The following is a 20,020-nucleotide window of genomic DNA, read 5'->3' as shown; positions in this document are numbered from 1 at the left end:
TTTCAATTATCTTTTGTTTCCTGTAAACATTCATGACCGAACGTTTGTTGGTATGTAAACGGAATCTCAATTGATATGAAATATTTACCTTTATTGCTCCTGTTTGCCTTACCGTGTACAGGACAAAACTCTATAGCAGACACAGATACGGAACCGGCTACCGAATCGGCATCGGGGTTATACGGCCCTGTGGCTGCCGTACATACTACCTTCTTGTTTTCCGCTCCTCAAAAGCGTGATGCATCGGCACAAGAGAGTTATATTACAGTCGTAAAATATGGACGCGACGGCCAACGAATCGGGAAAAAAATGTACAGTCGGGACAGTACCCTCATCGGTTCGGTCTCTTTCCAATTTTTGCCCAGCCATCGATTGGCCGAAACCGATTACCTGGATATGTATGGCAATCTGGTTACACGAGTGGTTTATTATTATAATAAAGCCGGACAAAAAACATCGGCTGTCGTATATCGGGGAGCATTTTACCCTAAAGAGCAAATATATTACAGTTATAATGCAAAGGGCGAAGTTTCGGATATCGTCAAGAACAACTCTTTCAGTATACCGGTGGAAAAGGAAAAGCTTTTCTATAATTGTCAGGGACAAGATTCGGTAAAAATATTCTATGACGGGCGCAATCGTCTGAAATCGTTCGTACGGTTCCAATATTACCCGAACGGCCAACCTATGGGATACGACCAGGCAGGACCTACCGGAGAAATAAACAAAAGATATCGTATTACTTATCGTACGGACGGAAGTATGCTCTCATCTGAAATGAGGGAATATTATCCGGGGTATACAGTCTTTACCCGTACGGAATATGATGCGTGGGAAAATCCGGTGAAAGAAACCCGCATACTGCCTGGAGGTTCTACGGAAACGACTGTAATGAAATACCGTTACGACAAGCATAACAACTGGATATTTAAAAGTATCGATACCGACAATATCCCTACGGCATCGGCACAAAGGGAAATCAGCTATTACTAATTTTGAACAGGTTCTTCCTGAATCATCCCTCTACGCACTCTTGATTTCCAAATCAATGTGCCTATTTTATTAATTTCAATATCCATAAAGACCTCCTTCAATACAAAAACAACCAATAGTTTCCAATTTAGGAAACTTTATAATGACAATTTTACTATCCACATCTCATTAGAGCCTGCTCAAATTCTCCGATAAAATGATAATATGTCAGGATTACTCGGCAGCACCTCGCACAGGACTGTTTAAGCCACATATCTCACTGTAACATATCTTTTAATCCCCTCTGCAAAGGAGAAAATGTAATTTCGGTGTCCTCTCCCAGAAGGGAGATAAAACAAGAAACTATCTTTAATTATATATTAAGAAGTTACATTAAGAATATCTATAATTCTCTCGTTCTCATCATAGGCATAATGATATTCGGCCTTACACATATCACAATCTTTTTATCTTTAAAACATAAAGTTGAGTCCTTTTTTCTGAGAAGCCTCGAATCGCTCTATTTCCAAAGCAAGCGATTTTTTCAGTTGTTTTGCCATGAAGTCCAAGAATGGCCGATTGGTTTCTTCTTCCTGAGACTGCCGTAAGGATAGGATATACTCTTCCCGCTCTTCCTTGAATATTTTCGTAGGAAAAAGATGATAGCAGAACTGGATATAATTCATCAACAAACGGGCTGTCCTGCCATTACCATCCACCCACGGATGGATAGTTACCAAATTGAGGTGTGCATTGAAGCTTAATTCGTACTGTTCCCGAAATGTTACTGCCAACTTTTGTTGGCCCTGCAAAATGGTACACAGTTCTTCTACTTTGGCGGGCACTTTCTGATAACTTATATAGGAACGTCCACCGATACCGGCCGTAACACCGCACAAACGATATTCCCCTTTGGAAGAATCGAAGGAACCGGCCATTACACTATGCACATTTCCCGTAGTACACATTAAGGTTGCATTCAAACCTTGCAAAAATATCGGAGTGACCGGTACATTGTGTTGCGCTTCTTTCTTGGCAAGTTCGTATGCTCTTTTCAAATCTTCATTCATCAGATGATGAACTAACGGTTTTCCTTTGGCAGTCACTCCTTCATCAAACAGCAATTGGTTATCTATTTCGGTAAGTGTAGAACCTTCGATAGCCGTGGAATGGGTAATGAGCGAATAGAGGTAATATTTTTCATAGTCTACCGCCTCACTAATACCCAATTTTTGAAACTTTCGGTATAGTTGTTCTATTTCCTGCCAAATATCTGTTTCCATTATCAAACCATATTACTTTCTCAAAAATACGCTGATTTTGTATTCTTGCAAAGCAAAATGAAATGTTTTTGACCTCAGAACGATTTATTTCAAGATGATTGAAAACCATTTGAGGACTTTTTCTTAAAAAGAATAAATATAAATATTTAATAATAAACTATTTATTCATTATTTTATATATAACTTCAGCTCCTTCCTTCTCAACAAAATATCTGTTATCGGGTTTTCAATAAGAATACTGGAACTTCTTTCCTCTAATTTATTTCTGTCCGAGTCACATGGATAACAGATATATTCTTTAGAGCCTGCTCAAATTCTCCGATAATATTGCTGGCAGTATCTCGCCCACACTTATTTAAACCACATATCTCACTGTAACATATCTTTTAATCTCCTTTCCAAAGGGAAAAATGTAATTTCGGTGTCCTCTCCCAGAAGTAAGATAAAACAAAAACTGCCTCTAAAGAAATTCCCAAACAGACCTAAGCAAAATTTAAACCGGCTCTTTGCGCTTACTTGCCTATACTTTCATTTTTTCTTCCTATCTTTGCACGTTTTGAAATCAAAAGATAATTTTTGAATGGCTCGAAAACTCTTATCAGCTTTTTTTATTACGGTATTGTTTTTCTCTGCTGAGTTATATGCCAACGATTCTATATATATACAAAAAAATATCCGGGAGATAGAGATTACCGGAAAAGGTACAGGGACAAAGTGTATCATCCCGTCTGACGTACTCATTGCTCCTAACCAGAGTGTGCTCAATAATATCCTTGAGCTGATTCCTTCTTTCGAGACCGACCTTGAGGGTAATGTACGGTTACGGGGCTCAGACAAAATGACGATTCTCATCAACGGTAAACCGACTGCTCTGCTGGGCGACTACCGGAGCGAAGTGCTCATCCAATATCCAGCTTCAGCTATAGAACGGATAGAGGTAAATTATATTCCGGATGCGACCCGGCTCTCTGATGGAAGTGCGGGTATCATAGACATCATACTCAAACAGAGTTATAATGGCAAAATGTCGGGTTCAGTGCATGCCGATGTCGCCAACAATGACCGGTACAGTGCCGGTGGTACGTGGGGGGCTTCTTTCGGCAAAGTGTCGGTGAACGCTAATGCGGCTTACAAGAAAGAAATGCGCCAACGGGCTTTTAAAAGGTATGACAGGGACGGTAATTTATTACTGGATAATACGGCAAAAGCAAGACCTCAAACTGTAACGAGCCATATCGGTGTAAATTATAGCATCAATTCTGCGAACCGCCTGGGTGGCGAGGCTTCGTTTTTCTATCTGAACTTCGACCGTATAGGAAATATCATCAACCCGAAAGCTCAGGTAAGACGGGATAACGAACAGTCTCAAAAGGACGGAAGCGGGTCTTTATTTTACGAGCATACTTTTTCTCTGAAAGGACGAATCAAAATCGAGGGTACGTATCGTAAATCAGTATATCGGGAGGACAATCAGAATACCCGAATTTCCACTGCTCCCCATGCTTTGATGTTTACTCATACCATAGACCAATCGGTCGATGAATATGATGCCAATCTGTCTTATCTACAGCCGTTGACTGACGGGCAGGTACTGAAAGCCGGATATAACGGACGCTGGCAGAGTGCAGATAATGAATATAACAAAGATAATCGCCTCCCCCGCCCTTCTATATTGGCTTACAACACCGATTTTTGCCAAAACATACAATCCCTGTATGTACAATATGAAATAAACCGTACCGACTGGGAAGCACGTGCAGGTCTACGAGGAGAGTATTATCATCGTCATCTGTCGCTATCAGAGGCGGGAAACAAGTCCCGGACTGACTGGTATCTGTTGCCATTTGCGTCTCTTTCTTATCGCATCAACGGCAGCAACAGCGTCTCTATCGACTACGGAAGACGTGTCAACAGGCCTGTGTTTTCCCAACTGAATCCTACTCCTATTCCTTCGGCTGAGGATGAGACATATAATGTGGTCGGAAATCCTGATGTAAAACCTGAATTTATCGATAATTTATCTCTTTCGTATGAGTTCAGGCATCCGATTATCAGTATCGTACCTTCACTTTACTACCGTCATCGGGATAATGGCATCGCCGAAATCATACAGGAGAATGCCGACTCTAAAACGATAGGTATTGTAAATATATTCGATACGAATACGGCAGGGTTCGACCTTTCGCTACGTATATCTCCTCTGTCATGGTTCGACTTGAATATAGCGGGGAATGTGTATCATGACGAAATACAGGCGGACAAACGGGGCGGGATAAAAAAGGATTGGGCTCAGAGTATACGTGGGACTGCTGATGTAAAATTGTCTCCCAATACGCTTCTGCAATGCACCGGATTATGGTACTCCGACATTATGACGGTACAGGGTTGTATCAAATCGCACTACCGCATAGATACGGGTATCACCCAACAGGTATTCGCCCGCCGGGGAGAGGTAAGCCTATCCGTTACCGACTGGCTCAACTCGGCTCGGGAAACGATTGTCATAGATACACCTGACCTGTATCAGAAAAATGTCAAAACCAGAGATTCCCGTATTGTGTGGTTGGGTTTTGCTTGGAATTTTCACTCTAAATAGAACAATGGAATATTATAAACAACTTAAACCAAATAGCTTATGAAACAAAAGAAATGGATTGCGAGTTTAGCTTTGGCTATTGTTTTCGCTCCGGCAAAGGCTGATGAAGGAATGTGGCTGTTGCCTTTCTTGAAACAGCAGAACACTGAAACTTTGAAAGAGTTGGGATTGAAACTTGATGTAGACGACATCTACAGTCCGGATACAACATCTTTGAAAGATGCGGTCGTTATTTTCGGTGGAGGATGTACCGGTGAGATTATTTCTCCGGAGGGTCTCCTGCTTACTAACCACCATTGCGGATACAGCTCGATACAGCAGCATAGCACCGTAGAGCACAATTATTTGCAGGATGGTTTCTGGGCCATGAACCGCGATGAGGAGCTTCCTACTCCGGGATTGCAGGTACGCTTTATCGACAAGATAGAAGAGGTTACTGATTTTGTGAAAGCCGAACTTGCCGATGATGTGGAAAAGGATGCGATGAAAGCATTTAAGGCGAGTGTACTGGACAGCCTCGCCAAAAAGAAAATAGGACAAGAGTATCTTGAGGAACATCCTTGGGTAGAGGTTTCGATAAAACCATTTTATGGAGGTAACCGGTACTTCATGTTCACCATGAATGTATATGACGATGTTCGTATGGTAGGTGCTCCTCCTTCGTCTATCGGAAAATTCGGTGCTGATACCGATAACTGGATGTGGCCTCGCCATACCGGAGACTTCTCGCTATTCAGAGTATACACCGATAAAAACGGTAATCCGGCCAAATATTCTCCAGAGAATATACCGTTGAAGCCCAAGCGTTACTTCAATATCTCGCTGAAGGGTATCGACAAGGGCGACTATGCCATGATTATGGGCTTCCCCGGAACGACCAACCGTTATTATACTTCTTGGGAGGTAAAGCAACGCCGTGACATCGAGAATGCCATCCGCATAAAAATGAGGGGTGTAAGGCAGGAGGTATTGCTGGCCGAAATGCTGGCCGACCCTAAAGTACAAATACAGTATGCCAGCAAATATGCCAGCTCAAGCAACTACTGGAAAAATGCTATCGGCATGAACCGGGGTATCGACAAGTTGGATGTCATCGGACAGAAAGAAAAGAGAGAAGCCGATTTCAGAGCTTGGGCTGAAAAAAACAATCATCCGGAATATGTCGAGGCTTTGGAAAAGATAAAGAATGCCGTAGAAGCTCAAAATGGTATCTTGTCTCAATATTATCTTCTCAGTGAAGGTTTGCTGCGGGGTGTGGAATTTTCGCGAGTACCGACTTCTTTGGGCAAGCTCAAGGAGGCCTTGGAACAAAAAAATCAGGATATTGTAAAACAGGAGCTGGAACAGTTGCAGAAGGCTTACAAGACGTTTGCCAACCAGGATTATAACCGGACAGTCGACAATCGTGTATCGAAAGCCATGCTGAAAGCTTATATGAAAGAGGTAAAACCGGAGGACCGTCCTGATATATTCGAACTGATAGAAAAGAAATATAAGGGGAATGTAGACAAATTTGTTGACGATGCTTTTGCCAAATCTATCTACGGAAGTGATGCCAACTTTGAAAAGTTTGTCAAAAAACCGTCGGTCAAAGCTATTGATAATGACTTGATGATCCGTTTTGCCTCTTCCGTAAGTAAAAAACAAAGGGAACTGCTGAAAGACAGGAAGTCTTATAACCAGGATTTCACTTTGGCTAATGAAACTTATATCAAAGGCTTGCTCGAAATGCAAAAGGGACAGCCGACTTATCCGGATGCCAATTTTACGATACGTATGACATACGGACAGGTATTGCCCTACTCTCCTGCCGACGGTGTGGAATATAATTATTTCACGACTTTGAAAGGTGTTATGGAAAAGGAAGATCCCGATAACTGGGAGTTCGTCGTACCGGCTAAACTGAAAGAGCTTTACGAGAAGAAGGATTTCGGTGAATATGCAATGAAAAACGGGGAGGTGCCTACGTGCTTCCTTTCGAATAACGATATTACCGGCGGCAACTCGGGTAGCCCGGTCATCAATGCCAACGGAGAATTGATAGGTGCGGCTTTCGACGGCAATTGGGAGGCCATGAGTGGCGATATTGTCTTTGAAAAAGATTTGCAACGTACTATCAGTGTAGATATACGTTATATTCTCTTTATCATCGATAAGTATGCCGGTGCCCGCCACTTGATAGATGAAATGACGATTATCAAATAATTGTCCGAGGGACAAGAAAACTAAAAAGCCGTTGCAAGTAACTGTGCAACGGCTTTTTTTTTGAAACGGCCCGTCCGATATTTGAACAGTCTCTTAAAACCGGACAAATGCTCCCACTCTCTTCAATATCTCATCCTAAGCCGCCTATTTCATCGTAACACACCCCTTAATCCCCTCTCGAGAGGGGAATATTGCATTATAACTGTCTTATTTTTTAATGAAAATAGCTCCTTGAACATCTTCTATAATCTGTATCTCGCAATATCTCATCCTATGCCACGCGACTCATCGTAACACACCCCTTGGTCCCCTCTCGAGAGGGGAATATTGCATTATAACTGTCTTATTTTTTAATGAAAATAGCTCCTTGAACATCTTCTATAATCTGTATCTCGCAATATCTCATCCTATGCCACGCGACTCATCGTAACACACCCCTTGGTCCCCTCTCGAGAGGGGAATTTTCTATTATAACTACCTAATTTTCAGAAATTATCAAAACTAACCCGGGTAAAATTTAGACTGACTCATAGAGTTTTTTGCAATTTTTGTTGTAGATTTGCACCCCCAATTAAAAAAAAGAGAAATGAATATAGCAGCTTTGGTTTCGGGAGGTGTAGACAGTGCTGTTGTCGTACACAGGTTGAAAGAGAGAGGTGAAGACCCGACATTGTTTTATATACGTATCGGCATGGAGGGCGACGGTGGAGACTGCTCGTTTGAGGAGGATATCGAGATAGTAACATGGCTGTCTCATAAATACGGCTGCCGATTTGAGGAGGTATCGCTGCATAAGGAATATTGGGAGCATGTAATAGAATATACTATCGATTCTGTCAAAAGAGGGCTGACACCGAATCCGGACATGATGTGCAATAAACTGATTAAATTCGGTTTTTTTGAAAAATATTGGGGTAAGGATTTCGATAAAATTGCTACAGGGCATTATGCCAATACCACAATAGGGCCAGATAACCGCATATACTTGTCTACAGCAGCCGACAAGCAAAAAGACCAGACTTATTTCTTGGGGCAGATAAATGCTTTGCAGGTATCCAAGCTGCTCTTTCCCATCGGTGACTTGCAAAAAAGCGAAGTGCGCCAAATTGCCATAGAGACCAAACTGCCTAATGCCCGACGCAGAGACAGCCAAGGGATATGTTTTCTGGGAAAAATAAATTATAATGATTTTATCAAACGTTATTTAGGGGAAAAGAAAGGGGCTATCATCGAGCTGGAAACCGGCCGGAAAATCGGGGAACATAACGGGTTCTGGTTCCACACCATCGGACAGAGAAAAGGTCTGGGCCTGAGCGGTGGTCCTTGGTATGTGACCGGTAAGAACACGGATGAAAATATCATTTATGTATCGAACGGATACGAAACGGAGAAGCAATACGGCAAAGTGCTTCCCCTCGACGGAATGCACTTCATCTCGGGAACTCCTTGGAATGAACATGATTATCCGGTCGAAGTCGCTTTTAAAAACCGGCATACTCCTGAATTTTCCCGAGGCACTTTATCCCGCCATGAACTTACAGGGGCTTATTCTTTACATTCTGAATCTCCGATACAGGGTATCGCCCCCGGACAGTTTGCCGTCATTTATGACCGGGAACAACGTTTATGCCTGGGAAGCGGCGTCATCACGACGGAACGATAATTAATCTCTTTATTTAAGATTATTCTAATCGTTGAAATTCAGTATTCCCTATTTGAAAATTTAATTTTTAATCTTGATTTTCCAGTTATTTCCATTTTAAGGGAACAAACCGTTCAATAAACAAAGCCTTACGGGGCTAAAGTCTATCTTATTACGGAAGACATTTCATCTCCAAATCAAAATGAAGTCTTAATTCTATCGCTATCCATTATTCTGCCTCATTCTATTTTGTCTACAAAATAGAAAATAATTCTGCTGAAAAAGATATATTTTTTAACATGCATAATGCTAAAATTCTATTAACTAATTTTACTTAAGTTCAATAAATCAAATTTTTTTTATCCGGCATAGCTATAAAAAATAAAAATATACTCCTAAAACCAGTCGTACATCTGTCGCCCAAATTTCCCAATAAAAAATATTATCATGCTATCTTTGTGTTTTCTTTCGGTTTTTTTCCTTGTTTTTATTCGTCTGATAGCCCTCTATCCTCTTCTCAAAAAACAGAAAAACATCCCTGAAAGAAACTCTCAAATCTGACTTGAGCAAATTTTAGACAAGCTCCTAATCATGCTGTTTTTATTCCTTCACCACAAAAGTTTCTGTTACAGTTTACAAAAAATATTTTCCCAATATAAATAATGTTTTGCCTATATTGAAAAAAAATGGGAGGTTGAATAATAATAAAAATTTATAATGAGTAATTTTTTTTTATAATCTGTTATTATAAATGAAAGCTGGACAGCAAAATATGTCTCTTACTGCCGTGTTACAAGTTGTAAATACGTGGAAACCAACATAATGCTCAACAACTTTATCTGTCAAAGAGGAGACATAATTTTGTCACTATTTGTAACCTTGTCCTCTTTATTGCTTCTTTGCCAAAAATTTGAAAAACAATTTATATATTATCATCTAAAAAAATATAATATGAAAATTTCAAGAAGAAACTTCCTTAAAAAGGGATTATCCGGAACATTACTTCTTAGTGCTGCAACTTTGCCACAACCACTGACCGCATTAGCTACCATTCCTTCAATCTCAGATGTAAATAAAAAAAAATCTAAGAAACGAGTAGTTTTACTTGGCCTAGACGGAATATGTGTAGATGGATTTCAACAGGCAAAAACGCCCAATTTGGATACTTTGTTTTCAGAAGGAGTATTATCTTTAGAAACTCGTGTTGTAATGCCTTCAATCACTTTACCCAATTGGACAAGCCATCTGACGGGCAGCGGTCCCGAACAACATGGGGTAGTAGATAATGGCTGGACTCTTTCTAAACACCAATTACCAAGTGTCGAGACAGACTCAGAGGGGTATTATCCCTCTGTTTTTAAAGTTCTTAAAGATGCTAATCCACATATAAAAACCGCATTCTATTACAACTGGCTTAATTTAATCTATCCATATAATCAACAGTATCTGGATGAAGTCAGTTTCCTGAAAGAAGATGCCTATCTTCTAAATTATGAAAAAGCTTTCAATTTTCTGGTAAAAAACCGAGAAGAGCCAACATTGGTATTTCTTTACTCAGTACATACGGATCATGCCGGACATAAATACAAGTGGATGTCACAAGAATATATTCATTCTATTGAAGAAGCTGATATAGAGATAGGTAAGTTTATTGACAAAATGAAACAGGAAAATTTGTATGACGAGACCCATTTTATGTTCTTAACAGACCACGGCGGGATTGAATACGGACATGGAGGTGTCAGTACAGATGAAATGGTTGTACCTTGGGGCATAACCGGACCTCATATTGCTAAAGGGATGAAAATGAAGGAAGCAAACAATACTGTGAATACAGCATCCGTTATTCTACATTTGTTTGAAGTCGAGCAACCTTTATGCTGGACCGGGGAAGTACCTACTTCTATTTTTAAATAAAGTACATTTTATCTCCATATTTTCTTGTCATGATGATATAATTTGAATATCCGGCAGAAACGAATAAATTTCGGTCAGGATTTTCTAAAAAAATCTATCCATAACAATCTTTCCCCCTGATAGTTATGAATAGATTTTTTAGTAACAAAGGTTATAGACATAATCCCGACGATTTCAAATCCACCCAATAATAGACAACGACTAATAAAATTGTTTATAAAGAAAAAATGAATAAATGCAATATATAATTACTTTCTAATCGATAACGAAAACCAAAGATTCTAAAGGCGGTGCCCACTCGTATATAAACCGGGCATGGGAGGTTGCATTGCGTACGCACATATGGGAACGGGGTGTTGTCCCCAATGAGGGACTGTATTCTATCATTTCGGTATGGGGTACATTGACCGGAACACCATGGATATATCCGCCATTGGTAAACCGGCTGGCATATGGGGCAAAGCCTCCGTGTTTGGGCTTGCCATCCTGTAAATATATCATCTTGGGTTTATGTTCTTGTATGACGAAGAGTCCGAGCGGAGTCTCCTGCATATATGGAGGTTTGTGCATCCCGGTCGTTGCGGGGTTCATGCTCCGTACAAGCCATACGGAGTCTTTCTTTTCAAGGGTCGTTATATTCTGATTGGTAACATCGACAAAAACTGTTTTATAAAATACTACGGTGTCGGCAATGTGTTTTACGTAACGTACCGGAACAGACCAATTGCCGTCGAAACTGACTCCGATAATCTTGACAAATACGGAATCGGTATCTATGACTTTTACCAATGAACCGTCTCTACCGTAAAGCTCAGGAGCCAGGGAATCTCTGTCTGAATACAGGGGAACCGACTGGTAACGTTCTACTTCCAACGAATCGGAAATACGGCGGTAGGCATTCCGGTGAAAATTTTTTACCAACGGGGCTTCTCCGTTCCGGTTTTTGTAGTTTTGCAATACTCCCCACCGTTGCGGATGTGACTGCAAAGAATCTATCCTGGCCAGATGCCTTTTAATTTTTGTCCACTGAAAAACGCGTACTGTGTCTTTATATGGATAAGTGTCGCCTAAGGAATGGTTATCGTACAGATATTCTTTTTTTATCTTGACTTTTTCTACCCATGTCTTGTGTAATACCACCGTATCGGTGAATACCGTATCGGCCATTGTGGTGTCGGTCATATTCAATACTGACAGGGTATCGGCTGTTGCTGCTTCTATCTGTTCTTTTCTGTCCGGACGGTGTGTACATGATACTAATCCATAGAGACAGATAAGTATATATACAGGAAGCTGTTTAAATAGCGTATTATGTTTCATTAAATACAATGTTTCTTTATGACTATATATTCAATAACAATTTTAGGCGCTAAATTCCTTTTGTCATTTCCATATCCAATATGGTGCAATTTAAAAATTTATTTTGGTATTTACACTATCCGAGAGATTAAGTGCCTATCTGAACTTTCCAAATAGAAGTAATAACTGCATCTCGCAGTATTTCATTTTATACTGCAATGCTCATCGTAACACACCCCTTAATCCCCTCTCGAGAGGGGAATTTTCTATTATAACTATCTCATTTTCAATAAAAAAATAGAAGCTTAATCTGTCATATAAAAATAAAGAGACACGATTTGTATCACATAGCAAATCGTGTCTCTTCTCCTTGCCCGGAGGCTATTTATACTCTCTTTTTTATATCAGTTATTTTCGGGACGAAGTTTGCGCACCATAACTCCGGCTTGCCACATTTCGCTATCGCGCAATTCTTTCAACTCAGCTTCGAGGCCTTTGCGATAGTCGGGCTTACTGTTGGTATCGATAGAGCGTTGTGCTTCGTTTCCTTTGGCTACTTCGCTGTACAATTCTTCGAACACGGGTTTTGTGGCATCCCTGAATTTCTTCCACCAATCCAAGGCTCCCCGTTGTGCAGTGGTAGAACAGTTGGCATACATCCAATCCATTCCGTTTTCCGCTACAAGGGGCATCAATGATTGTGTAAGCTCTTCGATGGTTTCATTAAATGCTTCCGAAGGTGAATGTCCGTTGGCACGTAATACGTCGTACTGTGCGGCAAACAAGCCTTGAATAGCTCCCATCAGGGTACCGCGTTCACCGGTAAGGTCTGAATAAACTTCGCGTTTGAAGGTTGTCTCGAACAGATAACCCGAACCTACGCCTATGCCCAAAGCTATCACTTTTTCTTTTGCCTTACCTGTAGCATCCTGGAATACAGCATAACTGGAATTCAATCCCCGTCCCTGAAGGAACATGCGACGCAGGCTCGTACCTGACCCTTTGGGTGCTACAAGGATTACATCCACATCGGCGGGAGGAACGATTCCTGTACGTTCTTTATATGTAATGGCGAAACCATGTGAGAAATAGAGTGTCTTGCCGGCTGTAAGGTGTTTTTTTACGGTAGGCCAAACTTCGATTTGGGCTGCATCGGAAAGCAAGTATTGTATAATTGTACCTCTTTCGCAAGCTTCTTCTATCTCGAAGAGTGTTTCACCGGGTACCCACCCGTCGGCTACGGCTTTATCCCATGTCTTGGAGTTTTTACGTTGTCCGACAATTACATTGAATCCGTTATCGCGCAAATTGAGGCTCTGTCCGGGTCCCTGTACTCCATAACCGATTACTGCAATGGTCTCATTTTTCAATACTTCTCTCGCTTTTTCCAAAGGAAACTCTTCACGGGTAACTACATTTTCGTCAACACCGCCAAAATTCATAATTGCCATTTTTCTTTTTAATTTATAAAAGGTTTATACTTATACTATCTTCGCTTATCGCCGGGGAATAAAGGTAACTTTGCCCCTGCAAACAGCCTCATCTTCATTATTTTTGATGTCAATTGCAAAAATATCCGCATCTAACTCGTTACGATATATTTTAAAGTCCATACCATATCGAGCTTCACTGATATAGTTTATCTCAAAACGCTTTATATATTTTTCATCATATTGCTGCAAAGTGAAGCTGTCGAGCATGTGCTCTATATATTTCACACTGTTTACATGCCGATTGAGGTCGATGTCGCTGTATCGTACGGGATAGGCAAGCAATGGTTCTCCTTGTACGGGTTTCAGCTTCGACTGCCGCTCGATAGGGCACTCCTTGTCCGATATGCGTTCTGCCAGATATTCGAACGTGGTCAAGTCGGCTGATGTGCGGGTTTGCATGTCTATCACTGACCATATAGAACGGGCATATCCATAAATGCGCCCGTCTTTTCCGGCAAACTCAAAATTACGTGCCGAGAAATGCTTATTGTATCCTTCTATCCAAGTAGAAATAACATAGGTATCTCCTATCCGCGGATACGCCTGCATCTCTATTGCCAACCGCGCCAGTACCCATGCCTGGTCGTTTTGTATCAGGGTACTATATCCTACGGCCCACGATTCGGCATGGAATGTTGCCGTCTCCAGTATCCGCTGTGCCAAAACCGTCAGAGGAAGCTCGCCTTGTGCATTGACTTCTGCCGGCTCTACAGCGTATGTGTACGATGCTACTTTCTGAAGTTCCATTTTACCTACTCTCTCCATTATTGCGTCGGCCTTCTTGTTCTTCCAAAAAGATGCTGACGTGTTCTACTGTCGATTTTGTTATGGCCACACGTCCGGAACGAACAAATTGCATAACGCCATACTTACTGAGTTCTTCGAAAAGCTGCTGGGTCTCTTCGGGATGTCCGGACTTTTCTATTACGGTATAGGTACGGTTCACTTCCAGTATACGGGCATTATGCCGGCGTACCAGTTCTTCGATACTGCTATCGTCGAGTAATTTATCGGTAGCTACTTTATAAAGGGCTACTTCCTGATATACGATTTCGTCGTCTGTATAATAGAATGCTTTGAGTACATCAATCTTTTTTTCTATCTGCTTTACGACTTTGATCATCGTATCCAAATCGCTCCAAGTGGTTATGGTAAATTTATGTACTCCTTCGATGGCTGACGCCGATACGGAGAGACTTTCGATATTTAACCGTCGCCGGGTAAAGATAATCGAAATCTGGTTGAGCAACCCGACTTGGTTTTCGGAGTAAACGGTTACGGTATATAGTGTCTTATCCATGATGTTTCTCAGTATTTTTCGTTTACATTCAACATAATATTGGTGACGCATGAACCAGCCGGAGTCATCGGGAAGACCATTCCTTTTTCTTCTACTGCAACATTGAGCAGATAGGCTCCTTTATGGGACAACATTTCTGCAATGGCATCGTCGAGCTGCTCGCGACGTTCGACATCACGGCCTTTTATCCCGTAGGATGCTGCCAAGGCCACGAAATCGGGATTGAGCATAGGGGTTTCGGAATAGCGTTCGTGGAAAAACAGTTGTTGCCACTGCCGCACCATACCCAAAAAGTTATTGTTCAACAGTATTATTTTTACATCGACTCCGTACTGCATGATAACGCCCAATTCTTCTATGGTCATCTGCAATCCTCCATCACCGACAAAAAGGCAAACGGTACGTTCCGGTGCTCCGATTTTCGCTCCGATAGCAGCAGGAAGGCCGAAGCCCATCGTCCCTAATCCGCCGGAGGTAACAATGCTTCGTGTCTGGGTAAACTTGAAATACCGGGCTCCGAACATCTGGTTCTGCCCAACATCGGTTACTAATATGGCCTTATTGGCGGTGGCTTCGGAAACTTTCCTTACCACTTCACCCATCTGTATCGGACCATCTGCCGGAAAGAGTTCTTTAGAAATTACTTTATCATATTCTTTTTCTTCACATACGGCAAAGCTCTCTATCCATGCTGTATGTTTTTTCTTCTCCAATAAAGGTATCAGGCTCGACAGGGTCGCTTTGGCATCACCCAGAACCGAGACTTCTGTCTTGACATTTTTGTCAAACTCAGAGGCGTCTATGTCAAAATGAATCACTTTGGCTTGTCTGGCATAGGTATTCAAGTCACCGGTAACTCGGTCGTCGAACCGCATGCCTACGGCAATCAACACATCGCATTCGTTGGTTTTGATATTGGGGCCTACATTACCATGCATTCCCAGCATCCCTTTATTCAAGGGATGGTCAGTAGGCATAGCCGACAATCCCAGTAATGTGCAGCCTACCGGAATATCGGCTTTCTCGACCATCTCCATCAACTCTTGCTCGGCATGGCTCAACACTACTCCTTGCCCCAATAACAGAAAGGGTTTCTGAGCCGCATTTATGAGCTCGGCAGCTTTTTTTATCTCTTCATCGTTTATTTCGGGATAAGGTATATAGCTACGGATATAATTACATTCTTTGTATTCGAACTCTGTCATTCCTTGTTGTGCATCTTTGGCCAAGTCGAGCACGACAGGTCCCGGACGTCCGGTACGCGCAATATAAAATGCTCTGGCTACTGCTCCGGCTATATCGTTGGCATGTCGTATCTGGTAACTCCATTTGGTCACTGGCTGTGTGATACCTACAACATCGGTTTCCTGAAAGGCATCGGTTCCCAACAGGGACGACGATACTTGTCCGGTAATCACAACAAGGGGGGTACTGTCTATCATCGCATCTGTCACCCCGGTTATAATATTGGTCGCTGCCGGACCGGAGGTCACCAACACGACACCTACTTCTCCCGATACACGAGCATGTCCTTGTGCTGCATGGGTAGCCCCCTGCTCGTGCCGTACCAAAATGTGCCGAATCCGGTCTTTATAATCGTACAGGCAGTCGAATACCGGCATTATCGCACCGCCGGGATAACCGTATATAGTTTTTACATTTTCGGCCAGAAGTGAGCGTATCAATGCTTCTGAACCTGATATTTTTTCTTTTGCCATACTGTTTCGTCAGTAAAATAATTGTATAAAGATACTCTATTGATCAAATCATTCTCACGCCACCTTTATCGGCCGAACTTACCATAGCAGCGTAAGCACGAAGAGCTTTGGATATTTCCCGATTACGGCTGCGTGGTGTAAAGGCCTCGCGTCCGCGGGCTTCTTCTTGTGCCCGGCGTTCGGCCAGTTCGGCCTCACTGACTCGTACGTTTATCGTACGTTCCGGTATATTGATATCGATTATGTCTCCATCTCTTACCAATCCGATATTGCCGCCTGCTGCGGCTTCCGGAGAAACATGCCCGATAGAGAGTCCCGAAGTTCCCCCAGAGAAACGTCCGTCGGTAATCAAGGCACACTCTTTTCCCAAATGCCGCGATTTGATATAGGATGTCGGGTACAACATCTCCTGCATTCCCGGCCCGCCTTTGGGCCCTTCGTGCGTGATGACCACCACATCCCCGCTCTGGACTTTACCACCCAAAATTCCTTCGCAGGCTTCTTCTTGTGACTGAAAGACTTTGGCTTTGCCTACAAAATGGAAAATGCTTTCATCAACTCCGGCTGTTTTTACAACACATCCGTCCTGGGCAATATTTCCCTTCAACACAGCCAGACCTCCGTCTTTTACATAGGCATGGTCAAAATCTCGGATACACCCGGATACACGGTCGGTATCGAGTTCTTTATATGTGCTGCTCTGGGAAGCCATTTTCAAGTTGAATTTGTTGGCCGGAGCACTCTTCCAAAGTGCTTCGGCTTCTTCACCGAACTGTGCTCCGTCTATTGCATAACGGTCTATCGCCTCATCTAATGTCATACCGTCGACACGCTTTACCGAAGTATCCAATAGTCCTTGTTTTCTCAATATACTCAATATAGAGAGAATACCCCCTGCCCTATTTACGTCCTGAATATGATAGTGTGAGTTAGGGGCTACCTTGCACAATACGGGCGACTTGCGGGAAAGCATATCTATGTCGTCCATCGAAAAGTCTACTTCTGCTTCATGTGCTATTGCCAACAGGTGCAATACGGTATTGGTGGAACCCCCCATCGCTATATCCATAGTCATGGCATTGAGAAACGCGGGACGCGTGGCTATGCTCCGGGGCAATACGGAGTCGTCGCCGTCACGATAATATTTGTAACAGTTATCGACTATGATTTTGGCTGCTTTTACGAACAATTGTTCGCGATTGCGGTGTGTGGCGACAATCGTACCATTTCCCGGCAACGCCAGCCCCAGGGCTTCGTTGAGGCTGTTCATCGAATTGGCGGTGAACATCCCCGAACAAGAGCCGCATGTAGGGCAAGCCGAGTGTTCTACCTCTTCTACCTGTTTATCGCTCACCGAGTCATCACCTGCCTCTATCATCACATCTATCAGGTCAAGGGCCCGGCCATCGAGATGTCCGGCTTCCATGGGTCCTCCCGATACAAAAATTGCCGGTATATTGAGCCGCATGGCTGCCATCAGCATGCCCGGCGTGATTTTGTCGCAATTGCTAATACATACCATTGCATCGGCTTTATGGGCATTTACCATATATTCGACACTATCGGCTATAAGGTCTCGCGAAGGGAGCGAATAGAGCATACCGTCATGCCCCATTGCAATACCATCGTCGATGGCTATCGTATTGAATTCAGCGGCGAAGCAACCCAGCTTTTCGATTTCGGCCTTTACTTTCTGCCCGATTTCGTGCAAATGCACATGTCCGGGTACAAACTGTGTAAAAGAATTGACTATAGCGATAACCGGTTTTCCCAGTTGTTCTTCTTTCATTCCGTTGGCTCGCCAAAGAGCTCTTGCTCCTGCCATCCGGCGGCCTTGCGTGCTGGTTGCACTGCGTAACTGATGTTTCATCCTCGTTTCCATTTTCTATATAATAAAAAAGCCTCTCTGATGTTAGAAAGGCTTTATTACTTTATTTTTAGTTTATGTTTCCACATAAAGCAACTACATACCTTTCTCATTTCTCCTCGCGCACGACGACACTGAGTAGAGATAAACCTAATAGGTTAATGAGGTGTATTGTAGTTTGGCTAATCATTACATATTGTTTTAAAATCACATTGCAAATGTATAGGGTTTAGTTCTATTATCCAAATAATATGTCAAAAAAAATGCAGGTTAATTGAAAAAATATTAGAATTGATTCGGGTTTTATTTCAATTTATCATAAATAATTCTCAAAAAATGACAAAGTAATACCTATTTTTCAATCATTTACATCCTGTGACCTTCTCAACGAAACTTCAGTCTCCTACCGGCAACATCTATCCAGTTACCGTAATTTACCTTGAAGGAGATTTAACAATCTCTTAGAGGCGGCTGATGCCATCGGCATTCTGTACGGTGCAGATATATTGTCCAGTTGTTTGGCTTTGCACAATTTATACTTTATGTCTATATTTGTGAAAGAGTAATTTTCAAGTAAATAAATGCACCATGGAAAACCTGACTTACTTTGCCAATGGAGCAGCGTGTATGTTGTTTATGCTGGCTTCTTTGCACTTCAGGCGTAAACCTCAAAACAAGACATTTAATCTCGTTCTATATTATGTATTGTTGTTCTGGGCAATTTTATTCTGGAAAGATATCTTGCTGATGTTGCCGGCCATACGTCAATCCGAGTATGCCGAGACGTTATTAATGTCTATCGACATGTGGGCTGTAGCAGCCTGTGCTTTCTATCTGATGGCCTTACTCCGTCCGCTGGCACTTACCCGAAAATTTGTCATATCGAACCTCCTACCTTACATATTGTTTACTGTCTTCTATATTATTACCGGAAATTATCGAATTTTTGTCGCCAATACCGTATATGCTATAATGTACGGGATTGTAGCCCTTTTTTACTTTGTCAGAGAGATAAAACGATATAATCGTTTATTGCAAAATAATTATTCGAATTTGGATTATATAAACGTAAGATGGCTCAAGCAGGCTTTAGGGCTTCTTGTATGTTGCCTTGTCGTCTGGATTTATAACTGCTTTTTCCCTTCTCCTCCGGTCGATTTTGCTTATTATACTACATCGATTGTTTTATGGTCTGTCATCTGCTATTATAGCGACAGACAAGAAATCGTATCGGAACTGGAGGAGGTAAACCGACCGGAAGAGACCGACAATCTAAAATCGAATTATGTCTTCGTTCCTCTGCTACAAAAACTACTGACACCGGAGTTTTTGTCGGATAATCCCCAGTTGACAGTAAAGGAACTGGCCAGTCTATTGGGGACCAACAGGACTTACTTATCTGAATATCTTAATAATGAATTGAATACAAACTTTTTTGACTTTATCAACTCTTACCGGCTGCAACAGGCAGAGGTTTTCCTCTCAGATTCTAATTGCCGGTATACTTTGGAGGAAATAGCTGAAAAGACCGGATTCAATTCTATATCGACATTCCGCCGGGCATTTTATAAAAAACATAATTGTACTCCCTCACAATTTAAAAAGCTGCAATCAAAGTCTTTTTTTTAGAATTTTATTATTACGGGATATTCGGACGGAACAGTCCTTACCGGTGACCCTGTTACACCAAATCGAAATTTTCTTCTTGTCGGGGTATGTGTGAATCTG

At 42.0% G+C, this 20,020-nt stretch carries 13 protein-coding genes; 6 read left to right on the top strand and 7 right to left on the bottom strand.

The window, feature by feature from the left end:
* Window positions 1-75: 75 nt before the first annotated feature.
* Window positions 76-993: a hypothetical protein gene (locus Cop2CBH44_RS01745; RefSeq protein ID WP_044229962.1), complete on the top strand. Its 918-nt coding sequence runs from the start codon at window positions 76-78 to the stop codon at window positions 991-993.
* A 452-nt stretch (window positions 994-1,445) separates the two neighbouring features.
* Here Cop2CBH44_RS01745 and Cop2CBH44_RS01740 read toward each other — a convergent pair whose 3' ends face one another.
* Window positions 1,446-2,255 carry a Fic family protein gene (locus tag Cop2CBH44_RS01740; protein ID WP_021930748.1) on the bottom strand — a complete coding sequence of 270 codons (810 nt, stop codon included), beginning with the start codon at window positions 2,253-2,255 and terminating at the stop codon, window positions 1,446-1,448.
* Window positions 2,256-2,835: 580 nt separating this feature from the next.
* Between Cop2CBH44_RS01740 and Cop2CBH44_RS01735 the strand changes: the two genes are divergently transcribed.
* From Cop2CBH44_RS01735 to Cop2CBH44_RS01720, 4 genes are all read left to right on the top strand, one after another.
* Entirely contained in the window at window positions 2,836-4,851 is a 2,016-nt protein-coding gene (locus Cop2CBH44_RS01735) for a TonB-dependent receptor domain-containing protein (RefSeq protein WP_044229964.1), read from the top strand.
* Window positions 4,852-4,890: 39 nt separating this feature from the next.
* Window positions 4,891-7,056 (top strand): S46 family peptidase, encoded by a 2,166-nt coding sequence (locus Cop2CBH44_RS01730; protein WP_021930750.1) that lies wholly within the window; start codon window positions 4,891-4,893, stop codon window positions 7,054-7,056.
* 586 nt (window positions 7,057-7,642) lie between these two features.
* A complete protein-coding gene (gene mnmA, locus Cop2CBH44_RS01725; RefSeq protein WP_021930751.1) occupies window positions 7,643-8,719 on the top strand; it encodes a tRNA 2-thiouridine(34) synthase MnmA in 1,077 nt (358 codons plus the stop codon).
* 930 nt (window positions 8,720-9,649) lie between these two features.
* On the top strand, window positions 9,650-10,615 hold the full coding sequence (locus Cop2CBH44_RS01720) for an alkaline phosphatase family protein (protein WP_021930752.1): 966 nt from the start codon (window positions 9,650-9,652) through the stop codon (window positions 10,613-10,615).
* A 255-nt stretch (window positions 10,616-10,870) separates the two neighbouring features.
* On the opposite strand, the gene Cop2CBH44_RS01715 is transcribed toward Cop2CBH44_RS01720, so the two are convergent.
* The 6 genes from Cop2CBH44_RS01715 to ilvD form a co-directional block, all read right to left on the bottom strand.
* Window positions 10,871-11,935, bottom strand: coding sequence for a L,D-transpeptidase (locus Cop2CBH44_RS01715; RefSeq protein ID WP_021930753.1), 1,065 nt, complete (start codon window positions 11,933-11,935; stop codon window positions 10,871-10,873).
* A 383-nt stretch (window positions 11,936-12,318) separates the two neighbouring features.
* Window positions 12,319-13,365, bottom strand: coding sequence for a ketol-acid reductoisomerase (gene ilvC, locus Cop2CBH44_RS01710; RefSeq protein ID WP_021930786.1), 1,047 nt, complete (start codon window positions 13,363-13,365; stop codon window positions 12,319-12,321).
* Between the two features lie 45 nt (window positions 13,366-13,410).
* Window positions 13,411-14,172: an acyl-[acyl-carrier-protein] thioesterase gene (locus tag Cop2CBH44_RS01705; protein WP_200755425.1), complete on the bottom strand. Its 762-nt coding sequence runs from the start codon at window positions 14,170-14,172 to the stop codon at window positions 13,411-13,413.
* A complete protein-coding gene (gene ilvN / locus Cop2CBH44_RS01700; protein ID WP_087880369.1) occupies window positions 14,156-14,710 on the bottom strand; it encodes an acetolactate synthase small subunit in 555 nt (184 codons plus the stop codon). Before ilvN ends, Cop2CBH44_RS01705 begins: the two co-directional genes overlap by 17 nt.
* A gap of 5 nt (window positions 14,711-14,715) precedes the next feature.
* Window positions 14,716-16,425 (bottom strand): biosynthetic-type acetolactate synthase large subunit, encoded by a 1,710-nt coding sequence (ilvB, locus tag Cop2CBH44_RS01695; RefSeq protein WP_200755424.1) that lies wholly within the window; start codon window positions 16,423-16,425, stop codon window positions 14,716-14,718.
* 43 nt (window positions 16,426-16,468) lie between these two features.
* Window positions 16,469-18,295, bottom strand: a complete 1,827-nt coding sequence (gene ilvD / locus Cop2CBH44_RS01690) for a dihydroxy-acid dehydratase (protein WP_044230940.1) — start codon at window positions 18,293-18,295, stop codon at window positions 16,469-16,471.
* 585 nt (window positions 18,296-18,880) lie between these two features.
* On the opposite strand from ilvD, the gene Cop2CBH44_RS01685 reads away from it, so the two are divergent.
* Window positions 18,881-19,921, top strand: coding sequence for a helix-turn-helix domain-containing protein (locus Cop2CBH44_RS01685; RefSeq protein WP_021930781.1), 1,041 nt, complete (start codon window positions 18,881-18,883; stop codon window positions 19,919-19,921).
* Window positions 19,922-20,020 lie beyond the last annotated feature (99 nt).

Origin of the sequence: Coprobacter secundus subsp. similis, from assembly GCF_015097275.1 — a bacterium.
Lineage (GTDB): Bacteria > Bacteroidota > Bacteroidia > Bacteroidales > Coprobacteraceae > Coprobacter > Coprobacter secundus.
This window is presented reverse-complemented; position numbering and strand designations above follow the sequence as displayed.

Excerpts from the sequence above, each read along its gene's own strand:
- Cop2CBH44_RS01745 (WP_044229962.1), top strand. The coding sequence starts at position 76 with ATGAAATATTTACCTTTATTGCTCCTGTTTGCCTTACCGTGTACAGGA.
- Cop2CBH44_RS01740 (WP_021930748.1), bottom strand. The coding sequence starts at position 2,255 with ATGGAAACAGATATTTGGCAGGAAATAGAACAACTATACCGAAAGTTT.
- Cop2CBH44_RS01735 (WP_044229964.1), top strand. The coding sequence starts at position 2,836 with ATGGCTCGAAAACTCTTATCAGCTTTTTTTATTACGGTATTGTTTTTC.
- Cop2CBH44_RS01730 (WP_021930750.1), top strand. The coding sequence starts at position 4,891 with ATGAAACAAAAGAAATGGATTGCGAGTTTAGCTTTGGCTATTGTTTTC.
- mnmA (WP_021930751.1), top strand. The coding sequence starts at position 7,643 with ATGAATATAGCAGCTTTGGTTTCGGGAGGTGTAGACAGTGCTGTTGTC.
- Cop2CBH44_RS01720 (WP_021930752.1), top strand. The coding sequence starts at position 9,650 with ATGAAAATTTCAAGAAGAAACTTCCTTAAAAAGGGATTATCCGGAACA.
- Cop2CBH44_RS01715 (WP_021930753.1), bottom strand. The coding sequence starts at position 11,935 with ATGAAACATAATACGCTATTTAAACAGCTTCCTGTATATATACTTATC.
- ilvC (WP_021930786.1), bottom strand. The coding sequence starts at position 13,365 with ATGGCAATTATGAATTTTGGCGGTGTTGACGAAAATGTAGTTACCCGT.
- Cop2CBH44_RS01705 (WP_200755425.1), bottom strand. The coding sequence starts at position 14,172 with ATGGAGAGAGTAGGTAAAATGGAACTTCAGAAAGTAGCATCGTACACA.
- ilvB (WP_200755424.1), bottom strand. The coding sequence starts at position 16,425 with ATGGCAAAAGAAAAAATATCAGGTTCAGAAGCATTGATACGCTCACTT.
- ilvD (WP_044230940.1), bottom strand. The coding sequence starts at position 18,295 with ATGAAACATCAGTTACGCAGTGCAACCAGCACGCAAGGCCGCCGGATG.
- Cop2CBH44_RS01685 (WP_021930781.1), top strand. The coding sequence starts at position 18,881 with ATGGAAAACCTGACTTACTTTGCCAATGGAGCAGCGTGTATGTTGTTT.